The sequence below is a fragment of the Desulfohalovibrio reitneri genome (assembly GCF_000711295.1).
GTDB classification, from domain to species: domain Bacteria; phylum Desulfobacterota; class Desulfovibrionia; order Desulfovibrionales; family Desulfovibrionaceae; genus Desulfohalovibrio; species Desulfohalovibrio reitneri.
Window position 1 is genome coordinate 359,767 of record NZ_JOMJ01000003.1, and the last position, 23,184, is coordinate 382,950.

Below are 23,184 nucleotides of genomic sequence, written 5' to 3' on the forward strand. Positions count from 1 at the left end.
CCTATTCGCGCTCCACTCCGGTCCGCAGGTCGCGCCAGTCCTCAAGCTGGCGGATGGTGCGCATGAGCTGGTAGCGGCCGTCGGCGAAGACGCCGTAGTCACCGCCCCCGGCCATGGCCGAGGAAAAGCGCACCGTATTTGCGTAGAACAGCCACGTGGTGCTCCAGGTGCGCTCGATGTATTCGTCGAAGATGGAGTCGCCCTGGGCGAGGCCCTTGGCCAGTCCGTCCTCCCAGATGGACTGCATGATCCGCGTGCCCGCCAGTGTGGTCTGGTTGGTCTCCTGGATGACCTGCTCGAAGTTGTCCCAGTGGCCGTCCACCCATGCCTCGCCGTGGCAGGAGCGGCAGACCGCCTGCATGGTTTCCCGCCGCTCGTCCATGGTCTCCTTGTCGATGAGGAACTCGGAGGCGGGTTCGTTGTCCAGTGTCGTGGGCAAGGGCAGCCCGTTGGCGTTTTTAATGGTGTGGGTGGTGGGCTCCTTGGGCTGGGGGTGGGCGTAGGGCAGCCCGAAGATGCGCCAGGGCAGGCGGTCGCTGACCGCGTGGGTTCGCTCGGCCACCACCTCGCCCTCGGGAGTCGTTACCAGGGAGATGTGACAGGTGGCGCAGGTGGGGGCGGTGAAGTCCTTGCCCACGGTCCATGGCACATTGGAGAAGTTCCAGCGCTTCTTCCCGATTCCCTCGTAGATGTTGCCGTGCTTGGAGGCGGAATAGACCTTGTAGGCCGGCACGTCCGGGCCGTTATGGCACTCCTTGCAGGTGGCCGGGGAGCGGGCCTGCTCAATGGCGAAGGTGTGGCGGGTGTGGCAGGCCGCGCAGGATCCCTTGGAGCCGTCGAGGTTGACGCGGCCCACTCCGTTGTTGGGCCAGCCCTTGATGACCGGAAAGTCCATGGGGCCGTACATGGTGTCGCGCGTTTTGGTGCCGGTCACTTCCAGCTCGGTGCCGTGGCAGTAGAAGCAGGCGTCCGCGTTGGCCGCGTGGCTGGGTTCGGCCTGCACCATCTCGCCCTGATCGTTGCGCGAAGGCACGCCGTTGATGGTTCGCACCAAGTCGGTGAAGACCGGGTTTTTCGTAAGGTTGGCCCGGGCGTGGGCCATGATGTTGTCGCTGTACTGCTCCCGCTCGGTGGCGTGGCAGGTGGCGCAGTCGTCCGGGCTGGTGGCGATGTGTACCTGGTAGCCCATGTGGTCGAAGGTGTCGGCGTGGGCGTCGTGCCGGATAGTGTGGCATTCGGCGCAGCCCACTGCCGTGCCCCGCAATTCCTCGGGCACGTCCTCGCTGGACACCTTGCGGGCGTTTCCTTCCACTTGCATCGCCTCGCCCGGGGTCACGGCCCGGTGGCGGGAGGAACGCCATCCTTCAACGATGCCCGGGTGCAGGGTCTCGTGGCAGGACAGGCAGTCCTGGGTGGCGCTGGACAGGGAAGGCGCGTCGGCGGACTGGGCGGACGCGGGCATAACGAGAAAAGCAAGCAGGAAAAATGGAAGAAATCGCATGGTCGGTCCGGGGTGGTTTGCCCACGCGGGGCGTTACGGTACAGATATATATATGACCTGCGAAACGGATGATGTCCAGGGGAACCGGGGCGGATGCCCTCGGAGGCTGAGAGGAAGGGGGGCGAAGCGCCGTCCCCGCTCATGCGGCGGGGACGCGCAGGTCGCGTGGGCCGCTACAGGTCCAGCAGCTTTGCCACGCGGTCCGGATCGATGGGGTCGTGGGCTTGATCCAGGCCGTTTTCCCGGGGGTGCCCGGGCTGCTCTTCCCGGTTGTCGCGCAGGGCTTTGACCAGACGTGCGGGCGCGGGGCCCTGGCGGCGCACGCAGGGGATGTCGGGCTGGTGGTCGAGTGGACGGGCGCTCATGGGATATACCTCCGCTGGGATGTTCGTTCCGGGGTGCGAACTCCCATGCAGGATCGGAGCCGAGTGAAAAAAAGTTATACATTATGGTATCATAAAAAAACAGCCAAGGGCGGTCAGCAAACCCTTCCCTAGTCCGCCGGCTGTTTCTGGCCGTGTTTGGGGTGTTTGCGCACTTGCGTCGCGGCCCGCCGCAACTCGTCGAGAATGTCCTCATCGTCCACCGGCTCCCGCAACACGATGCTGCCGGTCTGCACGTAGCGCGGCCTGAGGTTGTTCAGGCAGAGGGCATAGATATCCTCCACGTCGAGCGGGTCCGGCGCGTCGCCCAAAACCTCGCGGATGACACCGGGCATGAGCCGGGCCACGCGCTGTTCGTTTTTGTTGCGCACCTTGGACACGCACTTGCCGCAGAGCAACTCGATGTCTTCCATGGCTCGTTCCTCCATGCATCCCCATACCGCACATGGCGGTCCGGGCAAAGGGAAATGCGCCGGGGAACGGCTTGTCCACAGAGCGCAATTGGGCAATACTGCGGCCCGCGAGGCACACCATGACCGGAACCTCTTTCGTCAATCTCTGCATCTTCCACATTCTGGACGGCCTGTCCGACGGGCTGTCCCATTTCTCGCAACCCAGCCGCGCCGCCCTGGTCTACGCCGTGTCCCCGGACGACCACCCCCGGGTCTACGATCCCCAGAACCTGCTGGCCGGGCACGAGCGGAAGCTCAAGGAACTCTACCTTGACTCGGACGAGTGGCGGGAGACCGCCAGGGCCATGACTTCGGCTCGCCGCACCGAGATGGTCCCCCGCGAGCCGCTGTCCCTGTCCGGACTCATCGCCTTCGGCGGCGCCTCCCCGGCCATCGCCCACCAGATGTGGTTCACCGAGCACCACCCGGACATGTGTTCCGTGGGGCCCACCCGGCGCTGGCTGGAGCACGCCGCCAGGCTGCTGGCCCAGGACCTGGCCACGGACAACGTTATGTGCCTGGGCACCTCGGGGCACCTGCTGCAGGGCTACACACCCCACGCCGTGCGCGACCACATTGTGGACGAGCGCAATATGCGCATGGGCTGGGACACCCAGCTGCGCATCTACCCCACCCTGGACGCGGTGCTGAACATTTCCAAGACGGTGGAGGAGGGGAAGTGGCCTCGGGGCAGACTCCTCTTCGTGGAGCCGGAACTGATGGGAACCATGGAGTTTCTGGCACGTTTCCCGAGGATGGAGGAGCCGGAGTTGGCCAACTCCAAGCATGTGCGCAAGATGCTGACCTCTGTGGAGGACAACCCCGCCCTGGCATTGGTTTCCGACGGCAAGCGCATCATGGGCGTGGCCGGGGACGAGCCGCCGCCGGGGAGCTTGATCGCGGACTTCCGTGGGAACCACGGCTTTTTGCTGCTGGACGGCGAACCTGTGTGCAGCTTCTCTGACGGGTCCTTCCAATCCACCACCCGCAAGGCCAAGATGGTGCAACTGGAGGAGATTCTGCTGGAATCGGACCTGGATCCCTCCACCTCCAACGAGTTGTTCAAGATCGTGGCCGGAATCGTGCACGCAGCCCAGGACCGGGGGCACGGCACCACCGTGGTGGTGGATCTGGGCGGGGCCTCCACACCTATGACCGGCCACCATCTCACCGAGCCGCTGGACCTGGGGCAGCCTCACGCGCGCTACCTCGCCAGTTCCCTGGCCCGCGTGGACGGCGCGCTGCACATCGGCCGCGACCTGCGGCTGCACGGCTTCGCCTGCCTGCTGGACGGCGCCAGCGTGCCGGGCGAAAGCCGGGCGCGTGGGGCGCGCTACAACTCCGCCCTGCGCTTCACGCAGATGCATCAGGACATGGTGGTCGTCGTGGTGTCGTCGGACAGGCCGGTGTCCATCCTGCAGGGCGGGGTGGAGCTGACGGCCAGGTGCGCCTGGAAACCCCTCTCCAGCCTGCTGGCCCCGCCGCCGCGCCTGGACGCTTGGCTGCGCCAGGCGGGATTCTAGGGGCGTCGGAAAAACGACGCCCGCGCGCAGGACGGGTCGGCCTTTCAGGCTTACCCGAGCATGGAGTCGCCCGAGAGCATGGCCAGGGCCATGTTCCGTTCGCTGGCGAAGCGGTTCCGCACCGCCTCCTGAACCCGCTCGGTGGAACCGCCGAACTGTCCGGAACGGATCTCGTAGACCTTGTCGATGAGGGAGCGGACCAGGTTGCCGTCCAGCCCGCCGGAGTCCAGCCCGCCCAGGGACTCCAGGGCGCGGTTGAAGATGGATTGCGCTCCGCCCGCGCCGTGCTGCACCGAGGTGGAAAAGAGCACCTCGCGCAGGGCTTCGGGGAGTTGTGATTCCTTCAGCCCGCTCAGGCCGAGGTTTTCCAGCACGCCCTCCAGGGCGGGCCGGTAGTGGGAGTCGCCCACAAAGGCTCGCTGCAGCTCGGCGAACCGCTCGGGCAGGTCCTGGGCCAGCTCCCGCCAGGCGTCGGGCATGGCTCCTTGGGTGGAGCCGGTGTTCCCCTCGCCCGCGCCCTCCAGCCGGGAGGCCAGTTCCGGCGCCTGCTGGCGCAGAAAGCCGATGAAGTCCTCAAGCGTGCCCTGTCTGGAGGAAAGCTGGAAGATGCCGTAGGAGGTGCCTCCCATGCGGTCCCAGCCGATGCGGCCCGGGTCGCCCCCGGACTCGAACAGGGTGGCCAGCCTGCCGGGAATGTCCTGCTTCCCCGTCTCCTCGCCGGTTTGTTCGGCGGATTGGGCCGCGTTGTCCGCAGATAGCGCGTGTTCGGCCGGGTTCGTCCCGTCTTGCGTGGACTGCTTCGGCTGGTTCTCGGCCTGGTGTGACTCCTGCAGCTTGGTCAGGGTGGCCAGCATGTCCATGCGCATGGAGGAGCCCATGTCCTGCGGAGAGAAGGGGGTGCCCGAGGCGGCCGTGCCGCCTCCTTCCTGGGCCATGGACTGCTCCAGGAACCGGTTGGCCATGGAAAGTTCCATGTTGGCCTGCACCGACTGCAGCGTGGCGCCGAAGTCCGCTTGAGGCGACTGGCGTCGGTTTTCCGGCAGTTCGACGGCGTGGTCGAAATGGTTGATTTGCGTGGCTTTCAGGGGGATGTGGCTCATGCTTCACTCCGCTTGGGGCAGGAGGAAGCAAAGAGCGTGCCGCTTACTCCGAGGCCGCGCGGAGGGCGCGCATCAGCGGGCGGGCGGACCCGGGCACGGCCGCGCCGTGGCCCAGCGCCACTCCGCGCATGGTGGCGTTGTCCCCATAGGACTGGCGAACACCGCTGCGGGAGGCCGTGATCAGCTGCGTCTTGACCTGCGCGCCCAGCTCGTATCCGGTGGCGTCGGTGAAGAGCACCACCCCGCCCAGGGCCTCGCTCAGGGCCACCTGGTCGCGGGCCATCTCCTCGCCGCTCACCTGACGCACGTCAGCTCCCAGGTCCATGGAGTTTTCCACCAGTCCGTCCAGGGTGTCGTCGTCCATGACGAGATAGAGCAGGGATGTCTTGCTGAACCCGGCTTGCACGCCCGCGCCCAGCCAGGTGAGCTTGTAGAATACCGGCGGGCCGAAGCCGCCGTCCACCCCGACTCGCGCCGTGAGTACACCCCGGCCCGAGCCGCCTTGGAAAACGATGCCCGCGCCGGTGACTTCCGGGAATACCATCACGGCGCGCGCGTTGGGCAGCAGTTCGGCCAGGGCGGCGTTTTCCGGCTTGGCCGCCAGCCGTTCCACGGCCAGTGCGGATTGCTCCAGCACGTCGGCCAGATGCGGCGGAATCTCCGGCTCGGGCGGCGGGGTTCCGGAGTTCTTGGCGGAGCAGGCGGCCAGGAGAAGGACCGCCAGCAACAGCGGCAGCGGCGAGCGGATTCGACGCGGAATTATGATCATGACTGCATACTACAGCCTGCGGCCGGACAGGGAAAGAGCCTCGTATACACCAACGGTTGATTCAGGTAGGGAAGGGCAATGCCGTGTCATATCGAATCGCAAGTCCCTGGTGATGTTGACGGACTGTTCAGTGTGGTGCGCGAGGCGGTCATGGACCTGCACGACCGGGCAGAATACCACAGCCCCTTGTCGCGGGTGCGGGACAAGACCGCCGGTCTGGAGGAATACCGCGATGCCCTGGCCCGCCTGCACGGGTTCGTGGCACCCGCCGAGCGGACAGTTGGCCGGGCGCTGGAGGGGCTGATGGAGTTGTCCTCCAGGCGGCGGCTTTCCCATCTTGAGGACGACCTGCTTTTTCTGGGCCTGTCGCGGGCGGAGATCGACGCCCTGCCCCGCTGCGAGAGCCTGCCCACGATGAACGAGCCCTCCGAGGCCCTTGGCGTGCTCTATATCCTGGAAGGATCCAGGCTGGGCGGCAAGGTGCTGGCCGCCGCGACCAGGGAAAGCCTCGGTCTCGCCGGACGCGGATGCGCCTATTTCGATTCCGCCGGTGCGGACGTGGCTCCCATGTGGCGGTCCTTTCGCCGGGAAGCGGCCGGACTGCTGCCCGATGCCGGCCATCGCCGCCGGTTCGTGGATTCCGCCCGGCGGGGCTTCGAGTTGGTGAACGACTGGCTTGGAGGAACGAGTGGCTGAGGGGACATACATCGACGACGCCGGCCGCGAGGTGGACCTGTCCTCCTGCGAGCGCGAGCCCATCCACATTCCCGGAGCCATCCAGCCTCACGGTCTTTTTCTGGCCCTGCGCGAACCGGACCTGACAATCGCTGTGGTTTCGGATAACGTCCAGGATTTTCTGGGGAAGGAAGCGAAGGACCTGCTCGGGACCGGCTTCGAAGAGTTGTTGGATGAGACGGATGGCCTGCATCGCGCCCTGGCCGAGGACGACCTGGAGCGAGCCAACCCCATGCGGGTCCGGCTGGCCGCGGACGACGCGCCCTACGACCTGGCCCTGCACCGCTCCCAGGGGCTCCTGCTGGCCGAGTTGGAGCCCTCGCGCGACCGGGACGCGATTGAATTGGCCCGCCGCATCCGTCTGGCCATGGCCGATTTGCAGCGGACCGAGGGCCTGCAAGACCTCTTCGAGGCGGCGGTGTGCGTGGTGCGGGACCTGACCGGCTTCGAGCGGGTCATGGTCTACCGCTTCGACAAGGAGTGGAACGGGCAGGTGGTGGCGGAGGACAAGGCGGATCACCTGACGCCCTATCTGGGGCTGCGCTATCCGGCATCGGACATCCCCAAACAGGCCAGGGCCCTGTACTCCCTGAACAAGGTGCGCCTCATCGCGGACAGTGCCTACCAGCCCGCCCACCTGGTCCCGGGGGGGAATCCGCTCACCGGCGAGCCGCTGGACCTCTCCCTGGTGGGGCTGCGCAGCGTCTCGCCCATCCACCGCGAATACCTGGGCAACATGGGGGTGACGGCCTCCATGTCCATCGCCCTCAACCGCCGGGAGACACTGTGGGGCATCATCGCCCTGCATGACCACCGGAGCCCCCGCTATCCCTCCTATGAACTGCGACGCGCGTGCGAGTTGGTGGGCGACAGCGTGGCCCTGCTCATTTCCGAGCGGGAGGCCATGCGCGAGTACGACGCCCTGCGCGAGAAGGACTCCCTGCGTCGGGAACTGACTGGGCGGATGCAGCAAGCCGATGATTTCCTTGAAGCCCTGCTCACCGGCAGCCCGGATCTGCGCGACGTGGCCGGGGCCGAGGCGGTGGCCGTCATCTGGCGCGGTGAAGTGCGCGGCCTCGGACCGCTGCCGCCAGAGAAGCGGCTGCGCGAGCTGGCCGCGGCCATAGCCGAGCGCGACACCGGCGGGCTGTGGGCCAGCCAGTCCCTGCCCGAGGACCTGCCCGGGTTCGAGGACATTCAAGAGACCGCCTGCGGCGTGCTGGCCGGGGCCATAAACCGCGACCGGCACGAGTACGTGCTCTGGCTGCGTCCGGAGCGGGCGCGCGTCGTCTCCTGGGGCGGCAACCCGGAGAAACCGGTCCGGGCGAAAGAGGGGGAGTCCGGCCTGGTCCTGCATCCCCGCACATCCTTCGAGTTGTGGAAGCAGGAGGTGCGCGGGCGGGCCGAGCCTTGGAGCCGGGCCGAGGAGGAGGCCGCCTCCAGGTTGCGGGTGAACCTGGTGGACGAAGCCATCACCCGGGCCAACCGGGAACTGCGGCTGGTCAACGAGCGCTTGCGGGAGAAGAACGCGGAGATGGACTCCTTCGCCTATGTGGTCTCCCATGACCTCAAGGAGCCGCTTCGCGGCCTGCAGTTCCATTCCAAGACCCTTCTGCGCGACCACGGAGACAAGCTGGACGAGAAAGGGATCCACAAGCTGGAGCGCATCAAGGGGCTCTCGGAGCGCATGACGGGACTGATGGACGCCCTGCTGGAATATTCGCGCATGGGGCGGACGGAGCTTCGTGTCCAGGAGTGCGACCTGAACGAGGTTGTGGAGAACGTCCTCGAGCTTCTGCGGACCTCGGTCGAGCGGAAGGGCTTCGAGGTGCGGATTCCAGAGCCCTTGCCGTGTGTCAGCTGCGATCCGGTCAAGATCGGCGAGGTCTACAACAACCTGATTTCCAATGCCCTCAAATACAATGACAAGGCCGAAAAGTGGATCAAGCTTGGCGCCGACGAATCGAACGGTGAAGCTTGGCTGTACGTCCGCGACAACGGCATCGGCATCGAGCAAGAGCACCACGGCGACATTTTCGGCATGTTCAAGCGGTTGCACGGCCGCGAGGAGTGGGGCGGCGGCACTGGTTCCGGTTTGGCCATGGTGGCCAAGATACTGGAACGGCACGAAAGTTCCATCAAAGTGGAGTCCGAACCCGGGGAAGAAACCACATTTTACTTCAATTTACCCCTTTGCGGGGGGTGACAACCCCGTTTTGGGGCATTAGACAACATTGAGGCGCTCAGCTAGAGTCGCTTACCAATTCGAGGCAGGTTTTTCCAAGAACAAGACAAGGAGTTTTTCCCATGGCCCAGGCCAAAGAAGGCGACAAGGTCAAGGTCCATTATACCGGCAAGCTGGATGACGGCACCGTGTTCGATTCCTCCGAGGGCCGCGAGCCCCTGGAGTTCAAGGTGGGCGACCAGATGGTCATCCCCGGGTTCGAGAATGCTGTGGTGGGCCTTGAGGAAGGCGAATCCACCACCATCAGCTTTGGCCCGGAAGATGGCTACGGCAATTATCAGGAAGGCCTCAGCGCCAATATCTCCAAGGAACAGATTCCCGAGCACATCCAGCCCGAAGTGGGCATGATGCTGCAGTTCACCACCGAGACCGGCGAGCCCGCCCACGTGGTGGTCACCGAGATCGGCGAAGAGGAGATCACCCTCGACGCCAACCACCCCCTCGCGGGGCAGAACCTCACCTTCGAGATCACGCTGCAAGAGATCGAGTAGCCTCGTTTTCCATACGGCTCGAAAGGCCCGTCCCGGAAGGCTTCCGGGGCGGGCCTTTTTCATGTAGTGTCTGCGGCCTGGAAGCAAGGAGGTCGCATGCTGCTGGACGAGCACCGCAGCAAGGCCCTCTTCCGCGAGGCCGGACTGCCCGTGCCCCGGGGCGTTCTGCTCAGCGCGGATGAGCGGCCGGCCGTTCCGTTTGATCCTCCCTGGGTGGCCAAGTCCCAGGTGCTGGCGGGCGGACGCGGCAAGGCGGGCGGAGTGGTGGCGGTGGAGAGGGCGGAGGATCTGGAACCCGCCCTTGACCGGTTGTGGGGCCTTCGCATCGGCGGCAAGCCCACCCGGCTGGTCCGCCTGGAACCCCGGTCGGACATCGACCGGGAACTGTACCTTTCCTTCGCGGTCTCGCGCGAGCGCGGCGGGCTGGTCCTGGCCGTGCGCGGCGCGGGCGGGGTGGATGTGGAGTCCGCGGACGACTCCCGCACTCTGGTGCAGGACATCGATCTGCCGGACGGTCCATCGCCGCATCAGGTGCGGGCCGCCTTCTTCGCCCTCGGCCTTCCCCCCCACATGTTCCGCGACTTCGCCGCCCTGGTGGGGCGGCTGTTCGAAGCGGTGCGCGATCGGGGACTGCTGCTGGCGGAGATCAATCCCCTGGCCGTCACGCCGGACGGGTCCTTCCTCTGCCTGGACGGCAAGGTGGAAATCGACGACGCCTCCCTGGCCGCCGACCCGGAGCTGGAGCGGTTCTTCGAACCCCTGCACCACACCCCGGAGGAAAGCGAGGCGCGCGCCGCCGGACTGGCCTACGTGGGCCTGGACGGCTGGGTGGGGCTGCTGGCCAACGGCGCCGGCTTGGCCATGGCCACCATGGACACCCTCAACCTGGCCGGGCTGCCCGCGGCCAACTTCCTGGACCTGGGAGGCGCGGCCGACGTGGCCCGCATGCGCCGGGGGCTGGACCTGCTCTTTGGCGACACCCGGGTGCGGGCGGTGTTCATCAACCTGTACGGCGGCATCCTTTCCTGCGCCGACGTGGCCCGCGCCCTGCAAAGCGCCCTGGACGGCCGAGCGCCGGAAAAGCCACTGGTGGTCCGCATGGCAGGCAATGGGGCAGAGGAGGGCAGGCGACTGCTGGCCGACCTGGACCTCAAGGGCATCCACCCGGCGGAAACCATGCCCAGCGCCCTGGAGCTGCTCGGCAACATGGGGCCCCGGGTGCAATGGAACGGACCAGCCCCCGGCGCGGAGGACGAGGCCAATCCCGGGGCCGCCTTGCCCGTGGTCCTGGACACGGGGGAGCGTTCACAGCCCGACGCGCTGCGCCTCACCGGGGAGACCCGGGTGCTGGTGCAGGGTATCACCGGCAAGGTCGCCGCTGGCCACACCCGCCGCATGCTGGATTACGGCACCAACGTCGTGGGCGGGGTGACGCCCTTCAAGGGCGGACAGACCGTGCACGGCCTGCCGGTCCACGACTCGGTGGAAGAGGCCGTGCGCGAGCACGACGTGGAACTCTCCGTGGTCTTCGTGCCAGCCTCCTTCGCCCCGGACGCCATTCTGGAGGCCGCCCGCGCCGGGGTTCCCTGGGTGGTCTGCATCACCGAGGGCGTGGCCCAGCAGGAGATGCTGCGCCTTCTCCCCAAACTCGAGCGACTCGGCACGCGGCTCATCGGCCCCAACACCCCCGGCGTCATCGCCCCCGGCCGGGCCAAGGCGGGCATCATGCCCGTGGACCCCTTCACCCCCGGGCGCGTGGCCATCCTCTCCCGCAGCGGAACCCTTACCTACGAGGCGGCCGCCCGGCTCTCCCGCGCGGGCATCGGGCAAAGCCTGGCCCTGGGCATCGGCGGCGACCCCTTCGTGGGCGGCGGATTCGCCGAAGCCCTGGACATGCTGGCCGATGACGGGGAAACTGACGCGGTACTGCTTCTAGGCGAAATCGGAGGCCGGGCCGAGGAGCGGCTGGCCGAGCACGTGCTGCGCACCGGCTTCGCCAAGCCCCTGGCCGCCTTCCTGGCCGGGGTCACAGCCCCGCCGGGCCGTCGCCTGGGCCACGCCGGGGCCATTCTGGAGGAGTCGAGCGGCGAGGTGGCGAGCAAGATCCACGCACTGCGCTCGGCGGGTGTCGAATTGTGCCCGGACCTGGAGAGCATTCCCGGCGTCATGGCCGGGCTGCTCGAGTGAACCGAACTTGCGAGCGAGGACACCATGGCGCGAATAAAGCGTTCCTACATCATCTACCTCCTGGCCGTGGTGGCCGCCGGCTACCTCGCCTTCTACTTCGCGGGCAAGAGCGTGGACGTGGAGCCGGACAGCGGGGCGGAGATGGCCGAAGAGGCCGAGCAACGTCCTGACACGGCCCGCGAGACCCTGGAAAAAGAGGGCGTGGACCTGCCCCCGCCCTCCTTTGACGACAACGCCACGGCTCCCTTCCAGCAGCCTTCTGGCGAAGAAGCGGAACAGGATGAGCCCGCCCCGCCGCCGCAGCCAGACCGCGAACCAACAGCCCCAAGTGGCGGGAAAAACGCCGCCGGGGAAGAAACACCGCGGCCGCCCTCCCTGCAGGGCGAGATGGTCGAGGACGCCGTGGTGCCCCTCTCCTTCGTGGACGAGCTGGCGGAGTATTGCGTCTCCCGCTACCTGCCCCCGCGCACCCGGGCCAACCCTTCGGACGAGCCCCTGAACAGGCTGACCTTCAAGGCGCTGAACATGCGCTTCGGCCTGGACCGCGACGCCTTCGGCCGAGGACCGGATTCCGCCCTGGCCATGCGCAAGGAAATCCTTGGCTACGCCTTCCAGCCCGGCTTCATCGAATACCTGGCCGACCTCTACTCCGCCGAGTTCGCCGACACCCTGGTGCGCCAGGCGGAGGAGGCCATGCGCGAGTATCGTCTGGGCGAGGGCGAATTCGAACGTCGCGCCCTCTCCGACGCGGACATCCGGGGCATGCTCCGCGCCTTCGCAGCCCAGGCCGACGGAGCCGGGCGCATCTTCGATGCCCTGGCCAAGGCCCCCAAGTTGATGGGCCTTGTGGCCGATCACCAGCAGGCCGCGGATATGGTCCTGGAAGCCCACCGTAAGTTCGACAGCCGCGAGAACCTCAGCCCGGAACAGGTGGACGAGCGCGGCGCGGCAATCAAACGGGCCATCGCCCGGCGCGAGCAGATGCGCGAACGACTCACCGCCCGCGTGCGCAAGGCCGCCGGAGATGTGGTGCTCTCCGACGCCGAGGTCCTCTACTTGACCACCTGGGCCTACCGCCGCCACCAGGACTTCCCGGATTGGCGGGCTTCCCTGGAGGAAGCCGGGGCGGCCCTGCGCGATCTCTCCAGGCTGCTGCTGGAAGAAGCCGGGGAGCTGTAGGAAGGGAAAGATTTCGCCCTTCGGGCGACCAGGGCCTGCGCGGCCCTGGACCCGCAGCAAACTACGTTTGCATTTGTGTTCGCGGGTTGGCGGGCGGCAGGTGAAAAGCCAGGGAGCACCACGGCGAATTTGTTGTTGGCGCCTTTCCACCCGGAAAAACCTCGCCGGGCTTCCTGGCTGCCGATTCATGTGCCGCCCAGCCGGGCTGGAGCCTGCCGATCCTTCCAAGCGTCTCTGGCGGGGAAAAGCGGATTTTCCCCACGTTCTCCCACGCACCAGCGCCGGCCTCATGCCGTTGACACATAGGCGTTTGACACAGCTTCTCCCATTCCACACCTTTTTGCTCTTTGCTTGACAGTTTTCACAAGGCCTGTGGTATAAATTCATGCACGTGTGAGCGGTGTCCCATGTAAAAGGCTTCCGTCGCCAAGCGGTCCGGTGCTTGGCGGCTGTCCCGAGCGGAACGCTGTGTACAACCCGCTTCCCAGGGGGGCGTCATGACTCTTGAATTCACCACGCGGGCCGTTCTCTTCCTTCTGCTGATCGGCTTCGGCCTCGCCATGTCCATCCTCTCGCTCCTCGAGAACAGGGTGGACTGGGTCAGCCGATTGTGCAGCGTGTTCGGATCAGGGTGCCGGCGAACGGCCCGGTTCTCGCTGCTGGCCGTTCCGGTGGCGGTATGGGGGGTGGTGTTCTACGTGGTCTTGCTCGCGGCCGTGTTCTGGGCGGACCCGTTCGTATTCTGGTTCGTCATGGCCGGTCTGGGATTCGAGCTGACCTTTGTTCGCATATTGGTCGTGGCTCGAATATTCTGCATCTTCTGCGTCCTGAACGCTGTGGCCATAGTTGGGCTGGCAGCCCTTGCGGCCTCTCCCGGAATGCTCTGGGAAGCGGCGGCCACGGCTCTCTTTTTCTACATTGTCTCAGGCGTTTGGCTGAACATTGAAAACGAGGGGGAACTGGAGTCCGAGGACGAATCGAGCGAATACGAATCCGAGGATCACGGCGTGGCGGCGAAGGTGGACGGCCGCCCCATCACCGAGGATGAAATCCAGCGGCCACTGATTCAGGACATTCACCAGCACCAGATGGAGGTATTCCGCCTCAAGCGCGACATGCTCGACACATTTCTACGCGAAGAGGTCTTGCGGCTGGAGGCGGAGCGGAGGGGCATCCAGTTGAGCAGGCTCGTCCAGGAGCACGCCCTGTGCGGACTGGAATCAGACGACGAGGAGTGTCACAAGCGCATCGAGGAATTCGCCGACGAACTGGCCGCCAATCATGAAATCGAGATACTCATGCGCCCGCCTCCGCTGCCGTGCGTGAATCTGGATGTGACCGGCAGCCCGGCCAAGGGGCCCGACGACGCCGAGGTCGTGGTGGTTGAATTCTCCGATTACATGTGTCCCGCCTGCGGGAACGCGCACGAGGAAGCCAAGAAGGTCCAGGAGCATTTTCAGGGGCGGGTTCGCTGGGTGTTCATGAATTTTCCCCTGCCCATGCATCGGGGCGCGGACGTCATGGCCCGGGCCGCGCTCTGCGCGCGTGAGCAGTACGCCTTCTGGGAATACCAGGACAGGATGTTCGTCCTGGGCGGCTATCCCGGGTTCGACGGACTGGTGGACGTCGCCGGAGAGTTGGGGCTTGAAACCAAGCCGTTTCGCGAATGCCTGGAGCAGGGACGGCACAAGGACAAAGTGGATAACGACTTCCACGAGGGGCGGTCCGTTGGCGTCGTCTCCACCCCGACATTCTTCATCAACGGCCGCATGCAGCGCGGCATGCGCTCCCACAAGGAAGCTATCCGCATCATCGAGGAAGAAGAGCAGCGATGTATCCGGCTGCGGAGAAAGAAGTCCCGGGCAAAGGATCACAGCCATGGGCTGTGGTAAAAAAGCATTTCGCCCTTCGGGCGACCAGGGGCTGCGCGCCCTCTGGACCCTGCGGCAAAGTAACTTTGCATGTGTATTCGCGGGATGGCGCGCGGTGGGATCGCGAGCGGGAGTACCCCGGCGTTTGGGTGAGTGTGGGGCACGTCCACCCGGTTAAAACGGATGCCCCGGCTGTCCGGCTTCACATGCGTTGGACGCGGAATTGGGCTGGAAACCCCCGGCTCACATAGTATCTCGCCCCGAGCGAAGCGAGAGGTATGCGAATTTTTTGCAAGGATGGTGGGCTGGTGTGGGGGAGGAAGGAAACCTTATTCAAGCGAAAAAAAGGTTTCCTTCCTCCCCAGCCGCCCTGAGCTTCCACCCCGGTCGACGTCCTGTATTCTCCCCAGCCCTTCTTCCCCGCTTTTACAGCAGTTTCAGCCGGTAGTTGAATTCCGAGATGCGTTGGGCGTGGGGGACGGATTTGGGTTTGGACTCGTGGAGGTTGGCCAGGATGGTGTAGCCCGCCTGGCGCAGATCGGGGATTTCCTTGGACAGGTCCACGGGCCAGCCGGGGTAGACCCAGGTGGTTTCCCCGAAGGTGCGCGCCCAGAGGGGTTCGCCCTTGGGGCTGAAGTAGGGCATGCCGACCTTGACCTCGTCGGCCAGGTGGCGGGAGAGGCACAGCGGCCACATGCCGCCGACCACCAGCCCCAGCGGCAGGGGGCTGGCCAGGGGCATGGCCAGCAGGTCCTCGCGCGGCAACTCAGGCGAGACGAAGGCCCCGGAGAAGCCGAGTTCGGCCATGGCCTGCACCGCCTGGGGGTTGCCAAGGTTGCAGAAGGGACCGGCCCAGACTTCGGCCTCGGTGCCTTCCGGCAGCAGGTCCATTTGCCAGGGGGCGTTGAGCACGATGCGCCGCGCCCCGGAGGTGATGACGTCGCGCAGGGCCAGCCGGGCCCATTCCTCCTCGCCCGGCCACAGCACTGGGGGCATCCACCACCACAGCCGCTGGCGCATGGTGCGGTTCACATCCCGTGGCGAGCCGGGCTTGAGCCAGATGCCGACCTCCCCGGCCGGCCGGCCGGAGGGCGGGCGGCGGTGCACGTCCAGACGCTGCATGCGTTTGGGTGGTGGAGCGGGTTTCAGCTTGGGTGCTTTGAACGGGCTCTTGGAGGGCTTGCGCGTGGGAATGGCCTCCAGTTCCTTGCGCATGGCCGCCAGGGCTTCCAGAAGTTCGGGCTCGCGGCGGTCGATGAGCAGCACGGGGGTGCCCGGCCGGGGCATCTTGTCTTTGGGCCGGATGTCGTAGCGGCCGCCCTTGGGCACGTTGCGCGTCACCCGCAGGGTCATGTGGCCGGGCTCGTCCTCGCTGCCCACCCGCAGCCGGTCGTCCTTGAGCAGGGGCTGACGCGGGGTGAGGGGGGCCTTGCCCTGGTATGGCTTGCCGATCTTGCCCACGAAGAGGCCGGAAGCGGTGGAGGTGGCCGGAGTGACCACCGGATGCGGCTTCTGCGGGAGGAAGGAGCCGTGGGTGGAGGGGCGGCCAAGGGCCTGTTCCAGCAGGTCCATGGCCAGCTTTTTGGAGTCGGCCGAGCCTTGGCCGTCGCGCAGGGCGCGGTAGGCGGCCACGGTGTAGTAGACGTAGTGCGGCCCCTTCTTGCGGCCCTCGATCTTCCAGCAGGCCACCCCAGGGGTCTCGGCCAGCAGCTTCACCAGCACGTCCAGGGAGAGGTCGCGGCAGGAGAAGAGGCGGCCCTGCGCCCCCTTGCCGGAGTAATACCGGCGGCATGGCTGCACGCAGCGCCCGCGCAGGCCGCTCTTGCCGCCCAGGAAGCTGGACCACCAGCAGCGGCCCGAGACGCCGTAGCACAGCGCGCCGTGCACGAAGACCTCAAGGTCCACTCCTTCCGGCCGGGCTTGGTCGAACTGGCGGATTTCGTCGATGGTCAGTTCGCGCGGCAGAATGACCCGCTCCACGCCCAGCCTTGCGGCCTGGGCCATGGCGGCGGGATGGGTGGCCGCGCCCAGGGTGGAGAGGTTCAGCCGCCCCTTGAACCCCGCGGCCCGGGCCAGGGCGGGCACGGCCGGGTCGGAGAAGATGAGGGCGTGGGGCGCGGCGTCGCGGCTCAGCCGGGCCAGCATGCGCCCCGCCTGCTCCACCTCGTCCGGCTTGAGCATGACGTTGAGGGGGACGTGCAATTCGGCGCCGCGTTTTTCGGCCAATTCGCGCAGCCGTCCCAGTTCGCGCACGCCGAAGTTGTCCGCCTCCATGCGGGCGCTGAAATGCTTGGGCGCGGCGTACACGGCGTCCGCCCCGGCCGCCAGGGCCGCCAGGAAGGAATCGGGATCGCCCGCGGGCGCGAGTATTTGCGGGGTGGCTGCGTTCATTGTATGAGAGACCTCCGGAAGGTGCCCGCCGGGAAAGTCCGGCGAGAGGGCGCGACACGCTAAACGAGAGCACAATGGTTGACAAGCCCCGAGCCCAAGTCAAGGTCCTGGCCCGCACCGACCTGGACGAGCCGGAGGGCTGGCAGTTCCTGCTGACCCTCTCCTCGCCGGGATGGAAGGAGGCGGACTGGTCGCCCGGCCAGTTCCTCATGCTCCGCCCCTTTACCTACCGTTTCGATCCCCTCTGGGCCAGGCCGTTCTCCATCGCCTGGGCCGACGAAGAGGGGGTGAGCCTGCTCATCCGCCAAGCCGGGCGGGGCACCGCCCACATCGCGCAGATGGAGCCCGGGGACGAAGCGGACATCTGGGGGCCGCTGGGCACCTCCCTGACCGTGGAGCGCGACACGCCTACCCTTCTGCTGGCTGGGGGAGTGGGGCTGGCTCCATTCATCGGCTATACCCTGCGCCATCCCAAGCCGGAAAACCTTCATTTGCTGCTGGGCCACACCCTGCCCCTGACCGCCTACCCCCAGGCAGTGCTGGAAGGCGACTGGAAGACCGAGACCTTCCGCCAGCGCACCAGCGAGGAACTGGAGCGTTTCGTCAGCCTGCTGGAGGAGCGCATCAGTGAATTCGCCGGGCGCGGCGGGCTGGTGCTGGCCTGCGGGCCGCACCCGTTCCTGCGCACGGCGGCCAGGCTGGCGGCGAAGTACGGCGCGTGGATGCAGGTTTCCCTGGAGAATCGCATGGCCTGCGGCGTGGGCGCCTGCCTGGGCTGCGCCGCCCACCACAAGCGCGACGGCCTGGTGCAGAGCTGCACGCGCGGCCCCGTTTTCTGGGCGGACCAGTTGGAGTGGGAGGAATAGATGGACCTGTCCGTTTCCGTCGGCCCCCTGCGGCTGAAGAACCCCGTGCTGACCGCCTCCGGCACCTTCGGCTACGGCCTGGAGTTTTCCCGCTACGGCGACCTGTCCAAGCTGGGCGGCATCGTGGTCAAGGGGCTATCCCTCAAGCCGCGGCAGGGCAACCCCATGCCCCGCATCGCCGAGACCCCCTGCGGCATGCTCAACGCCATCGGCATCCAGAACATCGGGGTGGAGGCGTTTCTCAAGCAGAAACTGCCCCGCCTGCCCCACGACCGGACCGCGATCATCGCCAATCTCTACGCCTGCGACGAGGCGGAGTTCGGCGAACTGGCCGGGGTGCTGGCCGGAGAGGAGGGCATCGCCGCCCTGGAGGTCAACGTCTCCTGCCCCAACGTCAAGAGCGGCGGTGCGGCCTTCGGACGCGACCCCTCCGTGGTCCATCGCGTGACCGAGGAGGTCAAGAAGCGGAGCGGGAATACGCCGGTGATGATCAAGCTCAGCCCCAACGTGGACGACATAGCCCTGGCCGCCCGCGCGGCCGAGGAAGGCGGGGCCGACGCGGTGTCGGCCATTAATACCCTCGTGGGCATGGCCGTGGACGTGCGCACCCGCAAGCCCGCCCTGGCCAACATTGTTGGCGGGCTGTCAGGTCCGGCCATCAAGCCGGTGGCCCTGCGCTGCGTGTACCAGATCGCCCGGGCCGTCTCCTTGCCGGTGGTGGGGCTGGGCGGCATCTCCTCGGCCGAGGACGCCCTGGAGTTCATGCTGGTCGGGGCCAGCGCCGTCCAGGTGGGCACGGCCAACTTCATCCGGCCGGACTTCGCCTTCGACTTGGTGGACGAGCTGGAAAAGCTGGCGGGCGAACTGGGCATCGAGAGCCTGGACGCCTACCGGGGCTCCCTGGAAACCTGATGCGCAGCCTGCACGGTCGCAGCGACCGCCGCGTGGTCATCGACGACCGGCCCGGCCACTACCTGAGCTTTCCCGACGTGCTCGCCTTGAAGGACGGGTTGCTTCTCTGCGTCTATCGCGAGACCGAGGGGCACCATACTCCGCGCCGCCAGCGGCTGCTGCTGCGCGAGAGCCCGGACGGCGGGCGGAGCTGGGGGGAGGCGCGCATTCTCCATCCCCGCGCGGCCCACTGCCCTCGTATCGCCCGGCTGGACGCGTGCGAGCTGGCCGTCATCAACGAAGCGGGGCGTTGCCTGCACCTTTCCCTGGACGAGGGGCGTACCTGGGCCACCCAGGAGGCGGGAGGCCTGGCCCACGACATGCTGGACCGGCCCATGGCCCTGGACGGCGAGCGAGTCCTCACCTGCGGCCACACCCACCGGGGGCAAGCTGCCCAGCCGCGCATCGCCCAGGCCCCGGCCGAACAAATGGCCTACCTCAGCTATAACAGGGGGCGCTCCTTCCAGCCCCTGTCCGTGCTCAACCACGACCCCTGCCTGGTGCTCTGCGAGGCATCGCTCACCCGCCTGCCGGACGGACGCATCCTGGCCCTGCTGCGGGAGAACTCCGGGGTCTACGAGCCCATGTATTTCGTTGTCAGCGAGGACGAGGGGCACACCTGGTCCGATCCCCGGCCCACCCCGCTCATCGGCCACCGGCCCACGGTGGGCCTTACCGCCTCGGGCAAGCTGCTCGTCACCTACCGCGACGTGGGGCCGGAGCCGGGTGTGGCCGCCTGGCTGGGCGACCTCTCCGAGTTGGGGGAGTTCGCGGTGCACGGAGCGGCCGGAGGGGAGTGCGCTGTGATTGGCGATGCTCTGGAGTGCGGCGCGGGCGCGCGATACGCCCTGCGCCCCTTGACCGACCCAGCCTCGGCCCGGGCTGAGCTGGAGTTGGACGCGGAGGTCCTTTCCGGCGCGGTGCGGGTTCGCTTCGGCGGAGTGTGGTGGCGCGTGGAGCGGGACGGCGCGCGGGCCGAGGCCTCCGGTGCGCGGCGTCTGCCTCTGGAGAAAGGCGCGCGGCGGCTACATTTCTGGTATGAGCCGGGGCGGGTCGTGCTGCGTGTGGACGGCCGCCGTAGGGAGCGGCGCGTGGCCATGGACCGTGATGCCAGGCCGATCATTCTGGATTCCTTCGGGGAGAAGCCGCGCTGGTTGCTGCGCGGCATGCGCCAGCGGGTCATCGAGCCGTGCCGTCAGCGAGATTACTTGCTGGACTGGAACCCGGAGCAGGGACCGCCGGACGCCTGGGCCGCCGGACGGGTGCTGGAGCTGTGGAACCAGCGCGGCGTGTGGGGCGGCGACATGGGCTATTCCGGATGGTGCGAGCCCGAGCCGGGCCGCTTTTTCTGCGCCACCCACGTGGTCGAGCCGGGCGAGGGGTACAGGCGCGGCTTTTCGTCCAAGGTGGTGGGAATCCATTTCAACGAGGACGACTTCGCCTGAGCCATCAGGCGCTGAGCGAAGTGCCGCAAAGCGGACGTGCCCGCGCAAGATTCGCCATGCGCGGGCACATCCGTCTTGAGGCGGGCGGCGTTGTCCCGGCTCACTCCTCCGCTTTTTCCTCCGCCGCGCCCGCTTCGTCCCGGCGCTTGAAACCGAAAAAGGAGTTGGCCCAGACAAGGGACTCATAGTAGTCGCGGGCAACCTCCAGCGGTTCCAGCCGCAGCTCGCGCATGAGGGTGTCCAGACGGTCCCAATCCCCCTTTTCGAAGCAGGCGGCCAATTCCAGCCACAGGGCGTGTTCGTTCTCGTCGCCACACAGGGCGGCCTTGATGGAGTCATCCAGGGGGACGTTTTTGAGAATCCGATCCATGGGCGCGTCCAGCATGGGCTCGAGCAGCGAGAACAGGCCCAGTAGAAAAATCTCGTTGGCCGTAGCCTCCGGCATGCCTTGCCCCAAAGCCACCCGTTCCAGGAATTTGCCCCGGATGGCCGAAAGGTAGGGAATTTCATGCGTCTTGCCCTCGGGCACGAGGTCGGTGAGGATGATGAGGCGCAGCCAGTTGCGGACCTTGTTCCACCCCAGGATGACCACCGCCTGCTTGATGGAGGATATTTTCCGGGTAAAGGAGAAGGCTGCGGAGTTGAGGTAGGAGAGCAGACGGTAACTTATGGAGACGTCGGTCTCCACCATCCTGGCCAACTCGTCGAAATCCGGTTCGCTTCGCTCCAGGATGCGGAAGAGGCTCAGCCGGGAGGCCTCGTTGGAGGACAGCTTGCGGCCGGGCACGATCTCCGGCTTCTGGAAGAAAAAGCCGCCGAAGAGGTCGAAGCCCATGGACGACACGGCGTGGTAGCGCTGGCGGTCCTCCACGCGTTTGGCCAGCACATCCGCGTCGTACCGGCGCGCGCCGGCCAGCAGCCGCTTGAGGTCGAAGTCGTCGTTTTCCAGGGCGTCCACCACCAGCACGTCAGCCAGCTTGTAGAGGTCGCCGTACTGCTGCTCGGCCGTAAAGTTGTCCACGGCCAGCCGGTAGCCTTCCTCCTTGAGGCGGCGCAGGGCGCCCAGCAACTGGCGGGAGAGGCTGTCCGGCTCGGCGAATTTGATGACCGCCATGCCCGAGGGCAGGGCCAGCGGCAGGTCCTCGAGGATGGAGCGCTCGTCGAAGGTGATCAGGCCGAACTTGGTCTGCTGCCTGCCCGTGTCGGGATGGATGAAGGCCGAGGCGGCCACTTCCAGAGTGGCCAAGTGGCTGTCGGAAATGTTGGCGGTCTCGGCGTCCCGCCGGTCGCGGTAGAAGAATTCGTATCCCCATACCTCGGACGAGCGGGTGAAAATTGGTTGCCGGGCGAAAAATGTCGGGGTGTATGCTGTCTCGCTCGGTTGCTGAATCATATGGTCTCCCGGGCACCCCCCAGGCCCGAAACGGGACAATGGCTCACACAAGGCCTTTTTGCAAGGTCCGGCGGCTGCCGGCGCTTTTGGCGCGGCTGAAGGGCGGCGGAGTAAAAAGGCCCGGCCTTGCGGCCGGGCCTCCGTGAATCGCTATGGTGGTGGGGCGGGAACGCCGAAGAGGACGTCCCCGGCGCGGTGTGGAGGCTAGGTGCGGGCCTGCCGGCCGCGTCCCTTCTGCTGCTGGCGTTTGGCCTGGCCGCCGGGTCGTCCGCCCTTGTGTCCGGGACGCCCGCCCTTGTTGCCGGGGCGTCCGTCGCGGTCGTCGAAGCGGCGCTCACCCGGCTGCTGCGCGGGCTTGGGCTTGTCATAGTCGAAGCCGTCCACGTGGCAGCGGTCGATGCGCTTGTTCACCACCCGCTGGATATCGCTCATCAGCCGCTGGTCGTCGCGCGTGACCAGGCTGAGGGCTTGGCCGGTGCGGCCGGCGCGGCCGGTGCGCCCGATGCGGTGGGTGTAGGTCTCGGCGGTGTCGGGCACGTCGAAGTTGATGACGTGGCTGATGCGGTCGCAGTCGATGCCGCGCGCGGCGATGTCGGTAGCCACCATGATCCGGAACCGACCGCAGCGGAAGCCGTCCAGCGCCTTCTTGCGCTGATTCTGGGTCATGTTGCCCTGCAGGAAGGTGGCCTCGCGGCCTTTGCTGCTGAGCTTCTTGGCCAGGTTCTTGGCTTTGTGCTTGGTGCGGGTGAAGATGAGCACGGACTCGTGCTCGGTCTCGTCCAGCAGGGCTTCAAGCAGGTTGCCCTTGAGGTGCTGGGCCACGGGGTAGAAGGCGTGGCTGACGCTTTTGACCGGCGCGGAGTGGGCCACCTGCACCGTGGCGGGGTCGTTGAGGATGGAGTCGGCCAGGGCGCGGATGTCTTTGGGCATGGTGGCCGAGAAGAGCAGGTTTTGCCGCTTTTTGGGCAACCGGCCCATGATGCGCTTGATATCGGGCATGAAGCCCATGTCCATCATGCGGTCGGCCTCGTCCAGCACCAGGGTGTCCACCTTGTCCAGTTCGACAACGCCCTGGTTGAGCAGGTCCAGCAGGCGGCCGGGGCAGGCAACCACCACTGTGGCCTGGCGGAAAGCCTTGATTTGCGGGCCGAAGCCAACGCCCCCGAACACGGCGGCGCAGCGGATGCCGGTCTGCTTGCCGAGCTCCACGAAGTTGTCGTGGATCTGCTGGGCCAGTTCCCGGGTGGGGGCCAGAATGAGGGTGCGCGCGGGCCGCGTTTGGCGGCGTCGGCATCCAGGAGGCGCTGCAGGATGGGCAGGGCGAAGGCGGCGGTCTTGCCGGTGCCGGTCTGGGCCAGGCCCAGCACATCGCGGCCGGACAGAACCTCGGGGATGGCGCGTTCCTGAATGGGTGTAGGCGTTTCGAAGCCGCAAGCGGCGATGCCAGCGCTGATGCGCTGGTCAAAGGAAAAAGAATCGAAGGTCACGAAGACTCCAGGGTGAAGAGGAACATCCCGCGACGGCGCGTGACGGCGGCCGCGGTTCCGGCGGGCCGGAAATGTTCTGGCAGGTCTCTGGGACGGGGGGAAAACGGGCCCGGATGGGGCCGGGGCAAGAAAATCCGCGCGTCCAGTCACGCTGAGATAGGGTCTGATGCATCAAATCGCGGGCAATGTAAAGGGCCCGGCACCACGCCGGGCCC

General features: G+C 66.8%; 18 protein-coding genes and 1 pseudogene. 10 read left to right on the forward strand and 9 right to left on the reverse strand.

Annotation, left to right across the window (positions count from 1 at the left end; genetic code table 11):
- Nucleotide 1 precedes the first annotated feature (1 nt).
- The 3 genes from N911_RS0102065 to N911_RS0102075 all read right to left on the reverse strand — a co-directional run bounded on the left by N911_RS0102065 (nucleotide 2) and on the right by N911_RS0102075 (nucleotide 2,297).
- A complete protein-coding gene (locus N911_RS0102065) occupies nucleotides 2-1,462 on the reverse strand; it encodes a multiheme c-type cytochrome (RefSeq protein ID WP_237559872.1) in 1,461 nt (486 codons plus the stop codon).
- A 212-nt stretch (nucleotides 1,463-1,674) separates the two neighbouring features.
- Nucleotides 1,675-1,866 carry a hypothetical protein gene (locus N911_RS0102070; RefSeq protein WP_029893879.1) on the reverse strand — a complete coding sequence of 64 codons (192 nt, stop codon included), beginning with the start codon at nucleotides 1,864-1,866 and terminating at the stop codon, nucleotides 1,675-1,677.
- Between the two features lie 128 nt (nucleotides 1,867-1,994).
- Nucleotides 1,995-2,297: a late competence development ComFB family protein gene (locus N911_RS0102075; RefSeq protein ID WP_029893881.1), complete on the reverse strand. Its 303-nt coding sequence runs from the start codon at nucleotides 2,295-2,297 to the stop codon at nucleotides 1,995-1,997.
- A gap of 119 nt (nucleotides 2,298-2,416) precedes the next feature.
- On the opposite strand from N911_RS0102075, the gene N911_RS0102080 reads away from it, so the two are divergent.
- Nucleotides 2,417-3,859 (forward strand): diadenylate cyclase, encoded by a 1,443-nt coding sequence (locus N911_RS0102080; protein WP_029893883.1) that lies wholly within the window; start codon nucleotides 2,417-2,419, stop codon nucleotides 3,857-3,859.
- Between the two features lie 50 nt (nucleotides 3,860-3,909).
- Here N911_RS0102080 and N911_RS16520 read toward each other — a convergent pair whose 3' ends face one another.
- The gene (locus N911_RS16520) at nucleotides 3,910-4,959 is read right to left on the reverse strand and encodes a VgrG-related protein (RefSeq protein ID WP_035104233.1); all 1,050 of its coding nucleotides are present in this window, start codon (nucleotides 4,957-4,959) and stop codon (nucleotides 3,910-3,912) included.
- Between the two features lie 43 nt (nucleotides 4,960-5,002).
- Nucleotides 5,003-5,728: a lipid-binding SYLF domain-containing protein gene (locus N911_RS0102090; protein WP_029893886.1), complete on the reverse strand. Its 726-nt coding sequence runs from the start codon at nucleotides 5,726-5,728 to the stop codon at nucleotides 5,003-5,005.
- Nucleotides 5,729-5,806: 78 nt separating this feature from the next.
- On the opposite strand from N911_RS0102090, the gene N911_RS0102095 reads away from it, so the two are divergent.
- From N911_RS0102095 to N911_RS17315, 6 genes are all read left to right on the forward strand, one after another.
- Nucleotides 5,807-6,424: a biliverdin-producing heme oxygenase gene (locus N911_RS0102095; protein ID WP_081859025.1), complete on the forward strand. Its 618-nt coding sequence runs from the start codon at nucleotides 5,807-5,809 to the stop codon at nucleotides 6,422-6,424.
- Nucleotides 6,417-8,669 carry an ATP-binding protein gene (locus N911_RS0102100; protein WP_051693845.1) on the forward strand — a complete coding sequence of 751 codons (2,253 nt, stop codon included), beginning with the start codon at nucleotides 6,417-6,419 and terminating at the stop codon, nucleotides 8,667-8,669. Before N911_RS0102095 ends, N911_RS0102100 begins: the two co-directional genes overlap by 8 nt.
- Nucleotides 8,670-8,770: 101 nt before the next feature.
- Nucleotides 8,771-9,199: an FKBP-type peptidyl-prolyl cis-trans isomerase gene (locus N911_RS0102105; protein WP_029893893.1), complete on the forward strand. Its 429-nt coding sequence runs from the start codon at nucleotides 8,771-8,773 to the stop codon at nucleotides 9,197-9,199.
- Between the two features lie 96 nt (nucleotides 9,200-9,295).
- Nucleotides 9,296-11,386, forward strand: a complete 2,091-nt coding sequence (sucD, locus tag N911_RS0102110; RefSeq protein WP_029893895.1) for a succinate--CoA ligase subunit alpha — start codon at nucleotides 9,296-9,298, stop codon at nucleotides 11,384-11,386.
- 24 nt (nucleotides 11,387-11,410) lie between these two features.
- Nucleotides 11,411-12,565, forward strand: coding sequence for a hypothetical protein (locus N911_RS0102115; protein WP_029893897.1), 1,155 nt, complete (start codon nucleotides 11,411-11,413; stop codon nucleotides 12,563-12,565).
- Nucleotides 12,566-13,062: 497 nt separating this feature from the next.
- Nucleotides 13,063-14,457: a thioredoxin domain-containing protein gene (locus N911_RS17315; protein WP_051693847.1), complete on the forward strand. Its 1,395-nt coding sequence runs from the start codon at nucleotides 13,063-13,065 to the stop codon at nucleotides 14,455-14,457.
- A 405-nt stretch (nucleotides 14,458-14,862) separates the two neighbouring features.
- Here N911_RS17315 and N911_RS0102125 read toward each other — a convergent pair whose 3' ends face one another.
- Complete coding sequence (locus N911_RS0102125) at nucleotides 14,863-16,827, reverse strand: peptidase U32 family protein (RefSeq protein ID WP_029893899.1); 1,965 nt, start codon at nucleotides 16,825-16,827, stop codon at nucleotides 14,863-14,865.
- A gap of 74 nt (nucleotides 16,828-16,901) precedes the next feature.
- Here N911_RS0102125 and N911_RS0102130 point away from each other — a divergent pair, with 74 nt between their 5' ends.
- The 3 genes from N911_RS0102130 to N911_RS0102140 are packed head-to-tail and all read left to right on the forward strand — an operon-like array spanning nucleotide 16,902 to nucleotide 20,089.
- On the forward strand, nucleotides 16,902-17,693 hold the full coding sequence (locus N911_RS0102130; RefSeq protein ID WP_029893900.1) for an iron-sulfur cluster-binding protein: 792 nt from the start codon (nucleotides 16,902-16,904) through the stop codon (nucleotides 17,691-17,693).
- A complete protein-coding gene (locus tag N911_RS0102135) occupies nucleotides 17,694-18,605 on the forward strand; it encodes a dihydroorotate dehydrogenase (protein WP_029893902.1) in 912 nt (303 codons plus the stop codon). It abuts the gene before it with no gap.
- Nucleotides 18,605-20,089 carry a sialidase family protein gene (locus tag N911_RS0102140; RefSeq protein ID WP_029893904.1) on the forward strand — a complete coding sequence of 495 codons (1,485 nt, stop codon included), beginning with the start codon at nucleotides 18,605-18,607 and terminating at the stop codon, nucleotides 20,087-20,089. The genes N911_RS0102135 and N911_RS0102140 overlap by 1 nt, the downstream gene beginning before the upstream one ends.
- A gap of 100 nt (nucleotides 20,090-20,189) precedes the next feature.
- Here the strand turns inward: N911_RS0102140 and N911_RS0102145 are convergent, their stop codons facing one another.
- The 3 genes and pseudogenes from N911_RS0102145 to N911_RS19060 all read right to left on the reverse strand — a co-directional run.
- Nucleotides 20,190-21,482: an EAL and HDOD domain-containing protein gene (locus N911_RS0102145; protein ID WP_051693848.1), complete on the reverse strand. Its 1,293-nt coding sequence runs from the start codon at nucleotides 21,480-21,482 to the stop codon at nucleotides 20,190-20,192.
- Between the two features lie 204 nt (nucleotides 21,483-21,686).
- Nucleotides 21,687-22,916 carry a DEAD/DEAH box helicase gene (locus N911_RS16525; protein WP_341860287.1) on the reverse strand — a complete coding sequence of 410 codons (1,230 nt, stop codon included), beginning with the start codon at nucleotides 22,914-22,916 and terminating at the stop codon, nucleotides 21,687-21,689.
- A pseudogene (locus tag N911_RS19060) lies at nucleotides 22,817-23,119 on the reverse strand (DEAD/DEAH box helicase); the annotation flags it as partial. The gene N911_RS16525 and the pseudogene N911_RS19060, both read right to left, overlap by 100 nt.
- Between the last annotated feature and the right edge of the window lie 65 nt (nucleotides 23,120-23,184).

Bases quoted from the DNA above. Each gene is read 5' to 3' on its own strand.
- sucD (WP_029893895.1), top strand. From the start codon at position 9,296: ATGCTGCTGGACGAGCACCGCAGCAAGGCCCTCTTCCGCGAGGCCGGA.
- N911_RS0102065 (WP_237559872.1), bottom strand. From the start codon at position 1,462: ATGCCCGCGTCCGCCCAGTCCGCCGACGCGCCTTCCCTGTCCAGCGCC.
- N911_RS0102115 (WP_029893897.1), top strand. From the start codon at position 11,411: ATGGCGCGAATAAAGCGTTCCTACATCATCTACCTCCTGGCCGTGGTG.
- N911_RS0102140 (WP_029893904.1), top strand. From the start codon at position 18,605: ATGCGCAGCCTGCACGGTCGCAGCGACCGCCGCGTGGTCATCGACGAC.
- N911_RS0102090 (WP_029893886.1), bottom strand. From the start codon at position 5,728: ATGATCATAATTCCGCGTCGAATCCGCTCGCCGCTGCCGCTGTTGCTG.
- N911_RS17315 (WP_051693847.1), top strand. From the start codon at position 13,063: ATGACTCTTGAATTCACCACGCGGGCCGTTCTCTTCCTTCTGCTGATC.
- N911_RS0102075 (WP_029893881.1), bottom strand. From the start codon at position 2,297: ATGGAAGACATCGAGTTGCTCTGCGGCAAGTGCGTGTCCAAGGTGCGC.
- N911_RS0102080 (WP_029893883.1), top strand. From the start codon at position 2,417: ATGACCGGAACCTCTTTCGTCAATCTCTGCATCTTCCACATTCTGGAC.
- N911_RS0102105 (WP_029893893.1), top strand. From the start codon at position 8,771: ATGGCCCAGGCCAAAGAAGGCGACAAGGTCAAGGTCCATTATACCGGC.
- N911_RS0102095 (WP_081859025.1), top strand. From the start codon at position 5,807: ATGCCGTGTCATATCGAATCGCAAGTCCCTGGTGATGTTGACGGACTG.
- N911_RS0102070 (WP_029893879.1), bottom strand. From the start codon at position 1,866: ATGAGCGCCCGTCCACTCGACCACCAGCCCGACATCCCCTGCGTGCGC.
- N911_RS0102135 (WP_029893902.1), top strand. From the start codon at position 17,694: ATGGACCTGTCCGTTTCCGTCGGCCCCCTGCGGCTGAAGAACCCCGTG.
- N911_RS0102130 (WP_029893900.1), top strand. From the start codon at position 16,902: ATGGTTGACAAGCCCCGAGCCCAAGTCAAGGTCCTGGCCCGCACCGAC.
- N911_RS16520 (WP_035104233.1), bottom strand. From the start codon at position 4,959: ATGAGCCACATCCCCCTGAAAGCCACGCAAATCAACCATTTCGACCAC.
- N911_RS0102125 (WP_029893899.1), bottom strand. From the start codon at position 16,827: ATGAACGCAGCCACCCCGCAAATACTCGCGCCCGCGGGCGATCCCGAT.
- N911_RS0102145 (WP_051693848.1), bottom strand. From the start codon at position 21,482: ATGATTCAGCAACCGAGCGAGACAGCATACACCCCGACATTTTTCGCC.